The sequence below is a fragment of the Burkholderia sp. BKH01 genome, from assembly GCF_025685725.1.
Taxonomy (GTDB): Bacteria; Pseudomonadota; Gammaproteobacteria; order Burkholderiales; family Burkholderiaceae; genus Burkholderia; species Burkholderia pyrrocinia_C.
Genome location: NZ_JAOTQT010000036.1, coordinates 25,658 through 38,907, shown reverse-complemented (window position 1 = coordinate 38,907; position 13,250 = coordinate 25,658). Strand labels below are relative to the sequence as shown.

Genomic DNA, 13,250 nt, shown 5'->3' with positions numbered 1-13,250 from the left:
GAGGGGGGCCCTGCGCCCCTGGCCGGGCGCCGCTGGCCGGGCGCCCCTTTCTTCATCACCGTTCATTCGTCGGCGCTCCACGCCGGTTTGTGCGCGATGCCCAGTGCGGGCATCGCGCTTTTTTTTTGCGCGCGCGAACCGAACCTGCCGCGAATGCATCGCGCGCAAGCAGGCTCCGCCGGACGTTCGGACGGGCGTTTTCTGCGATCGGGGGATAATACGGGCCTGACGCGTCCGGGCGGACGGGCAAAAAAAAGCGCCACGGAGACCGTGGCGCTAAAAAAGTTCTAGCCATTCCGAGGGCCGTGCTAGAACCTGAGAGACTGCGCGAAACACCGTTGCCGGTTAAACTCCTGAAACGATGTTTCGAAAACGTGAGACATTCTTTCCGTTTCCGCCCGACAAGTCAAGCGGTATTTGCACCGGCTCATGCACTTTCCGGCAATGCTCATTTGAGCGTTTTCCTAATAAACCAAGGGTGAACCCGCAAAATCTCATCCAATGACCGGTTCGCCCGCGGAACATGCATCTTTTGACAATCGTCCTACAATACCAACAAAATTGAAATCGAGTTTCGGAAATAGAGAGAACCCCTCGTGTCGACAACTGTAACCCCTCCCGCGTCCCGGGACCGCGAATCGTCGCCCGACGAGATCACCGCGCTCGCGCGCGGCCTTGCCGTGCTGCGCCGCATCGCGGCTGCCGACGCGCCCGTCAGCAACCGCGAGCTGACCGAACTGACCGGCATCCCGAAGCCGACCGTGTCGCGCATCACCGCGACGCTCGTCAGCGCCGGTTTCCTGTTCCAGTTGCCCGACAGCGAGCGCTTCGTGCTCACCGCGTCGGTGCTCGAGCTGAGCCACGGCTTCCTGCGCAACTTCGACATCCGCGCGCGTTCGCGGCCGTTCATGATCGAGCTGGCCGAACGCACGTCGCTGTCCGTGCACCTCGCGGTGCGCGACCGGCTCGACATGGTCGCGATCGACGTGATCCGGCCACGCTCGGCCGTGCTCGTCACGCGCCTCGAAATCGGCTCGCGGATGGACATCGCCCGCACGGCCGTCGGCCGCGCGTATCTCGCGGCGCTCGAGGACGACGAGCGGCGCCAACTGCTCGACTCGCTGCGCACGACGGCGGGCGACGACTGGCCGCATGTGTCCGCAAGACTCAATCCCGCGCTCGACGATGCGATGCGCGAAGGCCACGCGATCGCGATCGGCGAATGGCGCGAGGGCCTGAATGCGGTCGCGGCCGGTTTCGTCGGCCCGTCGGGCCAGCGCTATTCGGTGAATTGCGGCGGCGCGTCGCACCAGTGTCCGCCCGAATGGCTGCAGGAACATGTCGTACCCGCACTGCACGAATGCATCGCGAAAATCACCCGCGAGATCGGCGGCGCGCCGGCCCGGCGCATCAGCGTGTAATCGTTCCGTCATCGTCCTGACGCGTTCTGTAACGACCGTAACCCGTTGAAAGATAGACTGCTGGACTGTAACGGGGACGGCACGTAGGATCATGCCCATCGTCGCGCCGCATTCGCGGTGCGCACAGCTCTTTTCCCGCGCGGGCCGGGAGGGCGCCGGACCGAGCCGGGTTGCCCCTCCCGGCACCGCTTGCTCACGCGCAGCCCGGAGCAGTCCGATTCCCGGTACGCCGCGCCGTCTTCCTGACAGAACACGATGGATAACGAACAAAATCCCACGCCCCCTTCGAAAGATCCCGCCTCTCCCGCCGCACGGCGCCCGCGCCGCACGCTGATGATCGGGACGCTGGCGGTCGCCGTCATCGGCGGCCTGCTTTGGTGGCAACCGTGGAGCCGCACGCCGGCGGCAGGCAGCGCTGCGACCGGCGCCGCCGCCGGCAGCGGTGCCAGCAGCGGCGCCGGCGGCCATCGCGGCCGCGGCGGCCCCGCCGCGATGGCGAACGTTCCGCAGCCCGTGCAGGTGGCGACCGCGACGCAGGGCGAGATGCCGATCGTGCTGTCCGCACTCGGCACCGTGACGCCGCTCGCGAACGTGACGGTGAAGACGCAGTTGTCGGGCTATCTGCAGTCGGTGTCGTTCCAGGAAGGCCAGATCGTGAAGAAAGGCGACGTGCTCGCGCAGATCGACCCGCGCCCGTACCAGGTGTCGCTCGAGAACGCCGAAGGCACGTTCGCGCGCGACTCGGCACTGCTCGCGACGGCCCGCCTCGACCTGAAGCGCTACCAGACGCTGCTGTCGCAGGACTCGATCGCGTCGCAAACCGTCGATACGCAGAAATCGCTCGTCAAGCAATACGAAGGAGCGGTGAAGACCGACCAGGCCGCGATCGATTCCGCGAAGCTGAACCTCACGTATGCACGCATCACGGCGCCCGTGTCGGGCCGCGTCGGCCTGCGCCAGGTCGACCCCGGCAACTACGTGACGCCGGGCGACAGCAACGGCATCGTCGTGATCACGCAGCTGCAGCCGATGAGCGTGATCTTCACGACGTCGGAAGACAACCTGCCGCAGATCCTCAAGCAGGTGAACGCGGGCCAGAAACTGTCGGTCACCGCGTACAACCGCAACAACACGGTGCCGCTCGAGACGGGCTCGCTCGCGACGCTCGACAACCAGATCGACACGAGCACGGGCACGGTCAAGCTGCGCGCGAACTTCGATAACAAGGAAGGCATGCTGTTCCCGAATCAGTTCGTGAACACGCGGCTGCTCGTCGACGTGATGCGCAACGCGACGATCGTGCCGACGTCCGCGGTGCTGACGGGTTCGATCGGCCAATTCGTCTATGTCGTGAAACCCGACAACACGGTGACGGTGCGCAAGGTCAAGCCCGGCCCGGTCGACGGCGAACGCACGAGCATCGTCAGCGGCATCGCGCCCGGCGAGCGCGTGGTGACCGATGGTTCCGACCGCCTGCGCGAAGGCGCGAAGATCTCGATCCCGGCCGACAAGCCGAAAGGCGCGTCGGGCGCGCGCGGCGCCGGCGCGGCGTCGGGTGCATCGAGCGCCGGCGGCTCTCGCGGCGAACACAAGCACGGCGCGTCGCAAGCAGCGGCCCAATAACGCGCGGGCCGCTCGATGAATCCATCCCGCCTCTTCATTCTCCGGCCGGTCGGCACCGCCCTCCTGATGGCGGCGATCATGCTGGCCGGCCTCGTCGCGCTGCGCTTCCTGCCGCTCGCCGCGCTGCCCGAGGTCGACTACCCGACGATCCAGGTCCAGACCTTCTACCCGGGCGCGAGCCCGGAGGTGATGACCTCGTCGGTCACCGCGCCGCTCGAACGGCAGTTCGGGCAGATGCCGTCGCTGAACCAGATGTCGTCGCAAAGCTCGGCCGGCGCGTCGGTGATCACGCTGCAGTTCTCGCTCGACCTGCCGCTCGATATCGCCGAGCAGGAAGTACAGGCCGCGATCAACGCGGCCGGCAACCTGCTGCCGTCCGACCTCCCCGCCCCGCCGATCTACGCGAAGGTCAACCCGGCCGACGCGCCGGTGATCACGCTGGCCGTCAAGTCGAAGACGCTGCCGCTCACGCAGGTGCAGGACCTCGCCGACACGCGCCTCGCGATGAAGATCTCGCAGATCGCGGGCGTCGGCCTCGTCAGCCTGTCGGGCGGCAACCGCCCGGCCGTGCGGATCCAGGCGAACCCGACCGCGCTCGCGCAGTACGGGATGAACCTCGACGACCTGCGCACGACGATCTCGAACCTGAACGTGAACACACCGAAGGGCAACTTCGACGGCCCGACGCGCGCCTACACGATCAACGCGAACGACCAGCTCACGAGCGCCGACCAGTACAACAGCGCCGTCGTCGCGTACAAGAACGGCCGCCCGGTGATGCTCACCGACGTCGCGACGGTCGTCGCCGGCTCGGAGAACACCAAGCTCGGCGCGTGGGTGAATTCGGAGCCCGCGATCATCCTGAACGTGCAGCGCCAGCCCGGCGCGAACGTGATCCAGACAGTGGACGCGATCAAGGCGCAGTTGCCGAAGCTGCAGGAAACGCTGCCGGCCGCGCTCGACGTGCAGATCGTCACCGATCGCACGACGATGATCCGCGCGGCCGTGCGCGACGTGCAGTTCGAGCTGCTGCTCGCGGTCGGGCTGGTCGTGCTGGTGATGTACCTGTTCCTCGCGAACGTCTACGCGACGATCATCCCGAGCCTGTCGGTGCCGCTGTCGCTGATCGGCACGCTGGCGGTGATGTACATGGCCGGCTTCTCGCTGAACAACCTGTCGCTGATGGCGCTCACCATCGCGACCGGTTTCGTCGTCGACGACGCGATCGTGATGATCGAGAACATCGCGCGCTACGTCGAGGAAGGCGAATCGGGGCTCGAGGCCGCGCTGAAGGGCTCGCGGCAGATCGGCTTCACGATCATCTCGCTGACGGTGTCGCTGATCGCGGTGCTGATCCCGCTGCTGTTCATGGGCGACGTGGTCGGGCGCCTGTTCCATGAATTCGCGATCACGCTCGCGGTGACGATCGTGATCTCGGCGATCGTGTCGCTCACGCTCGTGCCGATGATGTGCGCGAAGCTGCTGCGCCATTCGCCGCCGCCGGAGAGCCACCGCTTCGAGGCGCGCGTGCACCAGTCGATCGACTGGGTGATCGCGCGCTACGCGGTCGCGCTCGAATGGGTGCTGAACCGCCAGCGCTCGACGCTCGTCGTCGCGCTGCTGACGCTCGTGCTGACCGGCCTGCTCTACGTGTACGTGCCGAAGGGCTTCTTCCCCGCGCAGGATACCGGCGTGATCCAGGCGATCACGCAGGCGCCGCAATCGATCTCGTACGGCGCGATGGCCGAACGCCAGCAGGCGCTCGCGACCGAGATCCTGAAGGATCCGAACGTCGAAAGCCTCACGTCGTTCATCGGCGTCGACGGCAGCAACATCACGCTGAACAGCGGCCGGATGCTGATCAACCTGAAGGCGCGCGACGAGCGCTCCGAGACGGCTGCGCAGATCATCCGCGACCTGCAGCACCGCGTCGCGAACATCACGGGCATCTCGCTGTTCATGCAGTCGGTGCAGGACCTGACGATCGACTCGACCGTCAGCCCGACGCAGTACCAGTTCATGCTGACGAGCCCGAATTCGGACGAATTCGCGACCTGGGTGCCGAAGCTCGTCGCGCGGCTGCAGCAGGAGCCGTCGCTCGCCGACGTCGCGACCGACCTGCAAAGCAACGGCCAGTCCGTCTACATCGAGATCGACCGCGCGAGCGCCGCGCGCTTCGGCATCACGCCGGCAACCGTCGACAACGCGCTGTACGACGCGTTCGGCCAGCGCATCGTGTCGACCATCTTCACGCAGTCGAACCAGTACCGCGTGATTCTCGAGTCCGAGCCGAAGGAGCAGCACTACGCGCAATCGCTGAACGACATCCACCTGCCGTCGGCCGGCGGCGGCCAGGTGCCGCTGTCGTCGATCGCGTCGTTCCACGAGCGGCCGTCGCCGCTGCTGGTCGCGCACCTGTCGCAATTCCCGTCGACGACGATCTCGTTCAACCTCGCGCCCGGCGCGTCGCTCGGCGAGGCCGTCAAGGCGATCGAGGCCGCCGAGCAGGACATCACCCTGCCCGCGTCGTTCCAGACGCGCTTCCAGGGTGCGGCACTCGCGTTCCAGGCATCGCTGTCGAATCAGATTTTCCTGATCCTCGCGGCGATCATCACGATGTACATCGTGCTCGGCGTGCTGTACGAGAGCTACATCCATCCGATCACGATCCTGTCGACGCTGCCGTCGGCCGGCGTCGGCGCACTGCTCGCGCTGATGATCACCGGGCACGACCTCGACATCATCGGGATCATCGGCATCGTGCTGCTGATCGGCATCGTGAAGAAGAACGCGATCATGATGATCGACTTCGCGCTCGAGGCCGAACGCGTGGAAGGCAAGCCGCCGCGCGAGGCGATCTACCAGGCGTGCCTGCTGCGCTTCCGGCCGATTCTGATGACGACGCTCGCCGCGCTGCTCGGCGCGGTGCCGCTGATCGTCGGCTCCGGCGCGGGCTCCGAGCTGCGCCAGCCGCTCGGGATCGCGATCGCCGGCGGCCTGATCGTGTCGCAGGTGCTGACGCTGTTCACCACGCCCGTGATCTACCTCGGCTTCGACTCGCTCGCGCGCCGCATGCGCGGCTGGTTCGAACGCCACGGCCCCGATGCCGGCAAGCGCACGGATGCGTAAGCCATGAACCTGTCGCGCCCCTTCATCACCCGCCCCGTCGCGACGACGCTGCTCGCGCTCGGCGTCGCGCTCGCCGGCGTGTTCGCGTTCATCAAGCTGCCGGTGTCGCCGCTGCCGCAGGTCGATTTCCCGACCATCTCGGTGCAGGCGTCGCTGCCGGGCGCGAGCCCCGAGACCGTCGCGACCAGCGTGACGAGCCCGCTCGAGCGACACCTCGGCTCGATCGCCGACGTATCCGAGATGACGTCGACAAGCACGGTCGGCAACGCGCGGATCATCCTGCAGTTCGGCCTGAACCGCGACATCGACGGCGCCGCGCGCGACGTGCAGGCCGCGATCAACGCGGCGCGCGCCGACCTGCCCGCCGCGCTGAAGAGCAACCCGACCTACCGCAAGGTCAACCCGGCCGATTCGCCGATCATGGTCGTATCGCTCACGTCGGAGACCTCGTCGCCCGCGAAGCTGTATGACGCGGCGTCGACGGTGCTGCAGCAGTCGCTGTCGCAGATCGACGGGATCGGCCAGGTGTCGGTGAGCGGTTCCGCGAACCCGGCCGTGCGCGTCGAGCTCGAACCGCAGGCGCTGTTCCACTACGGGATCGGCCTCGAGGACGTGCGCGCGGCGCTCGCGTCCGCGAACGCGAACGCGCCGAAGGGCGCGATCGAATTCGGCCCGCAGCGCTACCAGCTCTATACGAACGACCAGGCATCCGACGCGTCGCAATACCGCGACCTCGTCGTCGCGTACCGCAACGGCTCGGCCGTGCGGCTGTCCGACCTGTCCGACGTCGTCGATTCGGTCGAGGACCTGCGCAACCTGGGCCTCGCGAACGGCAAGCGCGCGGTGCTCGTGATCCTCTACCGCTCGCCCGGCGCGAACATCATCGACACGATCGACCGCGTGCGCGCGGCGCTGCCGCAGCTCACCGCGTCGCTGCCGGCCGACATCACGGTCACGCCCGTGCTCGACCGGTCGACGACGATCCGCGCGTCGCTGAAGGACACCGAGCACACGCTGTTGATCGCGGTCAGCCTCGTCGTGATGGTCGTGTTCCTGTTCCTGCGCAACTGGCGCGCTACGCTGATCCCGAGCGTCGCGGTGCCGATCTCGATCATCGGCACGTTCGGCGCGATGTACCTGCTCGGCTTCTCGATCGACAACCTGTCGCTGATGGCGTTGATCGTCGCGACCGGCTTCGTCGTCGACGATGCGATCGTCGTGCTCGAGAACATCTCGCGGCACATCGAGAACGGCAAATCGCGGATGCAGGCCGCGTTCGACGGCGCGCGCGAGGTCGGTTTCACGGTGCTGTCGATGAGCATCTCGCTCGTCGCGGTGTTCCTGCCGATCCTGCTGATGGGCGGCATCGTCGGGCGCCTGTTCCGCGAGTTCGCGCTGACGCTGTCGCTCGCGATCGCCGTGTCGCTCGCGGTGTCGCTCACCGTCACGCCGATGATGTGCGCGCGCCTGTTGCCGGAGTCGCACGACCCGCAAAACGAAGGCCGCTTCGGGCGCTTCCTCGAGCGCGGCTTCGCGCGCATGCAGCGCGGCTACGAGCGCTCGCTGTCGTGGGCGCTGCGCCGGCCGCTGCTGATCCTGATGACCTTGTTCGCCACGATCGGGCTGAACGTCTACCTGTATATCGTCGTGCCGAAGGGCTTCTTCCCGCAGCAGGACACCGGGCTGATGATCGGCGGCATCCAGGCCGACCAGTCGACGTCGTTCCAGGCGATGAAGCTGAAGTTCTCCGAGATGATGCGGATCGTGCAGGCGAACCCGAACGTGAAGAGCGTCGCGGGCTTCACCGGCGGCACGCAGACCAACTCGGGCTTCATGTTCGTCACGCTGAAGGACCGCACCGAGCGCAAGCTGTCGGCCGACCAGGTGATCCAGCAACTGCGCCGGCCGCTGGCGGACGTCGCGGGCGCGCGCACGTTCCTGCAGGCCGCGCAGGACATCCGCGTCGGCGGCCGGCAGAGCAACGCGCAGTACCAGTTCACGCTGCTCGGCGATTCGAGCGCCGACCTGTACAAGTGGGGGCCGATCCTGACCGAGGCGCTGCAAAAGCGCCCCGAGCTGACCGACGTGAACTCCGACCAGCAGCAGGGCGGCCTCGAGGCGATGGTGACGATCGACCGCGCGACGGCCGCGCGGTTCGGCATCAAGCCCGCGCAGATCGACAACACGCTGTACGACGCGTTCGGCCAGCGCCAGGTCTCGACGATCTACAACCCGCTGAACCAGTACCACGTCGTGATGGAAGTCGCGCCGAAATACTGGCAGAGCCCCGAGATGCTGAACCAGGTGTGGATCAGCACGTCGGGCGGCAGCGCGAATGGCTCGCAGACCACCAACGCGGCCGCCGGCACCTACGTCGCGACGTCGGCCGGCACGTCGAGCGCCGGCACGGCCGTGCAGAGCGCCGCGGCGGTCGCGTCCGATTCCGCGCGCAACCAGGCGCTGAACTCGATCGCGGCCAGCGGCAAGTCGAGCGCGTCGTCGGGCGCATCCGTGTCGACGTCGAAGTCGACGATGATCCCGCTGTCGTCGATCGCGACGTTCGGGCCGAGCACGACGCCGCTGTCGGTCAACCACCAGGGGCTGTTCGTCGCGACGACGATCTCGTTCAACCTGCCGCCGGGCGTGTCGCTGTCGCAGGCGACGCAGGTGATCTACCAGACGATGGCGCAGATCGGCGTCCCGCCGACGATCGTCGGCAGCTTCCAGGGCACCGCGCAGGCGTTCCAGCAGTCGCTGAACAACCAGCCGATCCTGATCCTCGCCGCGCTGCTGGCCGTCTATATCGTGCTCGGGATCCTGTACGAGAGCTACATCCACCCGATCACGATCCTGTCGACGCTGCCGTCGGCCGGCGTCGGCGCGTTGCTCGCGCTGCTGCTGTTCAAGACCGAGTTCAGCATCATCGCGCTGATCGGCGTGATCCTGCTGATCGGCATCGTGAAGAAGAACGCGATCATGATGGTCGACTTCGCGATCGACCAGACGCGCAACAACCGGAAATCGTCGTTCGACGCGATCCACGAGGCGTGCCTGCTGCGCTTCCGCCCGATCATGATGACGACGATGGCGGCGCTGCTCGGCGCGCTGCCGCTCGCGTTCGGCAGCGGCGACGGCGCCGAGCTGCGTGCGCCGCTCGGGATCGCGATCGCCGGCGGCCTGGTCGTGTCGCAGGTGCTGACGCTCTATACGACGCCGGTCGTCTACCTGTACATGGACCGGCTGCGCGTGTGGGCCGAGAAGCGGCGCAACCGCCGCGGGAATCCGGGCGGGCCGGCGATCGCCGGGGAGTGATGGCAGCGGCCGCCCGTCAGGCGGCCGCTTCCCGCGCTTGAACCCCGGCGGCGATCGGCTATCGTGTTTCCATGCCCACCGCGGTGCCCTTCACGGGAACACGCCATGAACGTCCAGCTCAACCACACGATCGTCTGGTGCCGCGACAAGCACGCGTCGAGCCGCTTCCTCACCGAGCTTCTGGAATTGCCGCCGCCGACGCCGTTCGGTGCGATGCTGGTCGTCCCGCTCGACAACGGCGTGTCGCTCGATTTTTACGAAAAGACGGGGGAGATCACGGCCCAGCATTACGCGTTCCTGATCGACGAAGCCGGCTTCGATCGCGTGTTCGCCCGCATTCGCGAGCGCGGGCTGCCGCACTGGGCCGATCCGGCAAAACGACACCCCGGCGACATCTACCGCCACAACGGCGGCCGCGGCGTGTATTTCGACGATCCGGACGGCCACTTCCTCGAAGTGATGACGCGGCCGTATGTGCTGAACGGTTAGCCCGGCCGGCACGCAGGCGTTGCGCCGGCCGGTATTGCGCGGGCCGGGTGTCGCCCTGTTTCGGACCACGCCCTGCCGGCTGCCGTCACTCGGTAGCCGCCGCCGTCTTGCGCGGACGACGCGCACGCGGCGCCGCCTTGCGGGCCGGCTTCTTCGGCTTGGCGGCAGCCGGTGCCTCGGCAGCCGATTCAGCAGCCGATTCGACCGGCGCGGCGTCATGCGACAGCTGCGCCGCGGCAACCTCGCCGCCGAAATCGCCGGCCGCCGGCTCGGCGTGCGTCATCGCCGCGTGCCGGTCGTCGCCATGCCCCGCATCGCGATGCGCATCGTCGGCATGCGTGTCGTGCGCGTGCTTGTCGCCACCGTGCTGCGCCGCGCCATGCGCGGTGTCGTCCGGCTTCCCGGCCTCGTGACGGCCGGCACTCTTCGCGGCGGCGCCCTTCTTCGCGCCGGTCTTCTTCGCCGCGCTCTTGCGTGCGCGCTTGCGGCCGTCCTTCGCATCGCCGTGTGTATCGGCCGCGTCGGCCGTGACGGCAGGTGCAACCGCCGCTACGTCGGCGACTTCGGCAACGACCGCCTCTTCCGCTTCGACCTGCACGCTTTCGTGCACGACCGCTTCCGCCCGCTGCCCGCGACGTCGCGACTCGCGGCCGGCCCGCGCCGGCTCCGCCGCACGCGTGCCGCGGTGCGCGGCGCCGCCTTCACCGCCCGCCGCGACGTGCTCCGCAGCCGCCGGCTGGCGTGCCCGCGATACGAACGCGCCCGACTTGTCGTCGCGCCCCACTTCGAGCAGGCCGCGCGCCTGCGCCTCGTCGAGCAGGTTGCCGAACGCGCGGAACCCGTAGTACGACTCGTTGAAATCCGGCTTGCGGCGCTTGATCGCGCTCTTGAGCACCGACGCCCAGATCTTGCCGACGTCGTCGCGCTCCGACGCGAGCGCGTCGAACGTCTCGACCGCCAGCGCGATCGCCTCGGCCTTGCGCGCGTCCATGTCGTGCTTGCGCGACGGCTCGTCGGGCCGCTTCGCGCCGCCGTTACCGGCGCGCTGCTGTTGTTCGCGCTTCGCGAGCGTGCGCTGCTGCTCGCGCACCAGATCGTCGTAGAAGATGAATTCGTCGCAGTTCGCGACCAGCAGGTCCGACGTCGATTTCTTCACGCCGACGCCGATCACCTTCTTCGCGTTCTCGCGCAGCTTCGACACGAGCGGCGAAAAGTCCGAATCGCCGCTGATGATCACGAACGTATCGACATGCGACTTCGTGTAGCAGAGATCGAGCGCGTCCACGACGAGCCGGATGTCGGCCGAATTCTTGCCCGACTGGCGCACGTGCGGAATCTCGATCAGCTCGAAGCTCGCCTCGTGCATCGACGCCTTGAAGCCCTTGTAGCGATCCCAGTCGCAATAGGCCTTCTTCACGACGATGCTGCCCTTCAGCAGCAAGCGTTCCAGCACGGGCTGGATGTCGAATTTCTCGTACTTCGCGTCGCGCACGCCGAGCGCGACGTTCTCGAAGTCGCAGAACACGGCCATGCTGACGTTGTCCAGGGGTAATGCCATGTGTACTCCAACCGGTTGGCCGACGCGTTATAGGACGTAGCGTCGAAAAATGCATCGCGCACATGATAGCCGGTCGGCGCGTCATTCCCGAATCCGTGTGAATGAATGGACCGCCTGAAGGTCCGCCATGTAGCCGGGGGCCGCGTATCCGCGCCGGAAAGCCTTTGCCGGTAGCCCGCGCCGGTACGCCCCTCATTACTGTCCGCCGCCGGGCCAAATCGACATTACACTTGAGTTATTGGTCGTCCGTCCCTATCTGGAAGGACGACTCATCGAGCAAGGAGCAGTTTCATGACGACGAAGGTACTGCTGATTGGCGCGACCGGCCGCACTGGCCAGGCGTGCACGGATCTGCTGCTCAAGCAGCCGGAGTTCGAGGTCACGGCGCTCGTGCGCCGGCACGGCTATGCGCTGGCAGGCGCGAAGGTCGTCGAGGCCGATCTGACGAACGATTTCTCGCACGCGTTCCAGGGCATCACGCACGTGATCTACGCAGCCGGCTCGGCCGAAACGGACGGCGCGGCCGAAGAGGAGCAGATCGATCGCGACGCGGTCGCCCGCGCGGCCGAATACGCGCTTGCCTACAACGCGCAGAAGCTCGTGGTGATCAGTTCTCTGTCCGCGTACCGGCCCGAGCAGGGCCCCGATGCGCTGCGCCACTATTCGCAGATGAAGAGCGAAGGCGACGAGCGCGTGATCGCGTCGGGCGTCGACTACGTGATCCTGCGCCCCGGCCCGCTCGCGGACGGGCCCGGCGTCGGCAAGATCGCGCTGACCGACGCGTGGCTCGACCCCGCACCGCCGGTATCGCGCCAGGATGTTGCGTGGGCCGCGATCGAGGCGATCAAGCTCGGCATCTCGCGCAAGATCGTCGGCTTCGTCGGCGGCGGCGTGCCGATCGAGCAGGCGCTGCGCGCGTAGCGCGGCTACCCGCGCGCCGCCTCGCGGCGGCGCGTTTTCCCGTGCCAGCGCGGCCCGCACGACGGGCCGCCTTGACGCCTCGGCCGGCCGCCTACTGCTTGGGATGCGCGTCGGCCCACGCCTTCACGGCGGCCAGCGTGTTCTCGACGTGCTTGTCGGGCGACAGGCTCGTGTATTCGTACAGAATCTTGCCTTCCGGCGAAATCACGTAGGACACGCGGTTCGCGCGGTCGAGCGCCGGCAGTTTCGCGTCGTATTCGCGGATGATCTTCGCGTCCGGATCGGCCGCGACCGGGAACTTGCTCCGACACTCGCTCACCGAGAACTTCGTCAGCGTGTCGATATTGTCTGCCGATACGCCGATCACCGTCGCGCCGTAAGCCTTGTAACGATCGACCGCATCCGCGAACGCATGCGCCTCGATCGTGCAGCCCTTCGTGAACGCGGCCGGGTAGAAATACAACACGACCGGCCCATGCTTCAGCGCATCGGCGAGCGAGTACGTGTAAGTCTTGCCGCCCAGCGACGCCTGCGTCGTGAAGTCCGGCGCCGCGGCGCCCGGCTTCAGTTGCGCCTGCGCCATCAGCACATGGCCGGCCACCAGCGCCGCCACGGCGCCCAGCAACAGTTTTCGCTTCATCTGCGTCCTCATTTCTTATAAAGTCAGCCTCGATGTAGGCCACGTCGGCGTTCGACTGTCGAACGGCGCGTGCATGATGGGTTCCGCGGCAGCGCCATCCGCGCCCGGCCCGTTAAAGATTTCCCACAGTCTGCCGTTATTCCTTCCGGACAACCGG

At 67.2% G+C, this 13,250-nt stretch carries 8 protein-coding genes; 6 read left to right on the top strand and 2 right to left on the bottom strand.

Annotated elements, in window-relative coordinates:
- Positions 1–596 precede the first annotated feature (596 nt).
- The 5 genes from OEJ37_RS32435 to OEJ37_RS32415 all read left to right on the top strand — a co-directional run bounded on the left by OEJ37_RS32435 (position 597) and on the right by OEJ37_RS32415 (position 9,974).
- The gene (locus OEJ37_RS32435) at positions 597–1,421 is read left to right on the top strand and encodes an IclR family transcriptional regulator (protein WP_174421309.1); all 825 of its coding nucleotides are present in this window, start codon (positions 597–599) and stop codon (positions 1,419–1,421) included.
- 255 nt (positions 1,422–1,676) lie between these two features.
- On the top strand, positions 1,677–3,044 hold the full coding sequence (locus OEJ37_RS32430; RefSeq protein ID WP_263349078.1) for an MdtA/MuxA family multidrug efflux RND transporter periplasmic adaptor subunit: 1,368 nt from the start codon (positions 1,677–1,679) through the stop codon (positions 3,042–3,044).
- Between the two features lie 15 nt (positions 3,045–3,059).
- Entirely contained in the window at positions 3,060–6,173 is a 3,114-nt protein-coding gene (locus tag OEJ37_RS32425) for an MdtB/MuxB family multidrug efflux RND transporter permease subunit (RefSeq protein ID WP_263349076.1), read from the top strand.
- A gap of 3 nt (positions 6,174–6,176) precedes the next feature.
- On the top strand, positions 6,177–9,485 hold the full coding sequence (locus OEJ37_RS32420) for an efflux RND transporter permease subunit (RefSeq protein ID WP_174421312.1): 3,309 nt from the start codon (positions 6,177–6,179) through the stop codon (positions 9,483–9,485).
- Between the two features lie 105 nt (positions 9,486–9,590).
- On the top strand, positions 9,591–9,974 hold the full coding sequence (locus OEJ37_RS32415) for a VOC family protein (protein WP_263349074.1): 384 nt from the start codon (positions 9,591–9,593) through the stop codon (positions 9,972–9,974).
- A gap of 85 nt (positions 9,975–10,059) precedes the next feature.
- On the opposite strand, the gene OEJ37_RS32410 is transcribed toward OEJ37_RS32415, so the two are convergent.
- Positions 10,060–11,532 carry an NYN domain-containing protein gene (locus tag OEJ37_RS32410; protein WP_263349072.1) on the bottom strand — a complete coding sequence of 491 codons (1,473 nt, stop codon included), beginning with the start codon at positions 11,530–11,532 and terminating at the stop codon, positions 10,060–10,062.
- A gap of 291 nt (positions 11,533–11,823) precedes the next feature.
- On the opposite strand from OEJ37_RS32410, the gene OEJ37_RS32405 reads away from it, so the two are divergent.
- Complete coding sequence (locus OEJ37_RS32405) at positions 11,824–12,453, top strand: SDR family oxidoreductase (protein ID WP_174421315.1); 630 nt, start codon at positions 11,824–11,826, stop codon at positions 12,451–12,453.
- Positions 12,454–12,544: 91 nt separating this feature from the next.
- Here OEJ37_RS32405 and OEJ37_RS32400 read toward each other — a convergent pair whose 3' ends face one another.
- Positions 12,545–13,093: a peroxiredoxin gene (locus OEJ37_RS32400; protein WP_174421316.1), complete on the bottom strand. Its 549-nt coding sequence runs from the start codon at positions 13,091–13,093 to the stop codon at positions 12,545–12,547.
- Positions 13,094–13,250: the final 157 nt, after the last annotated feature.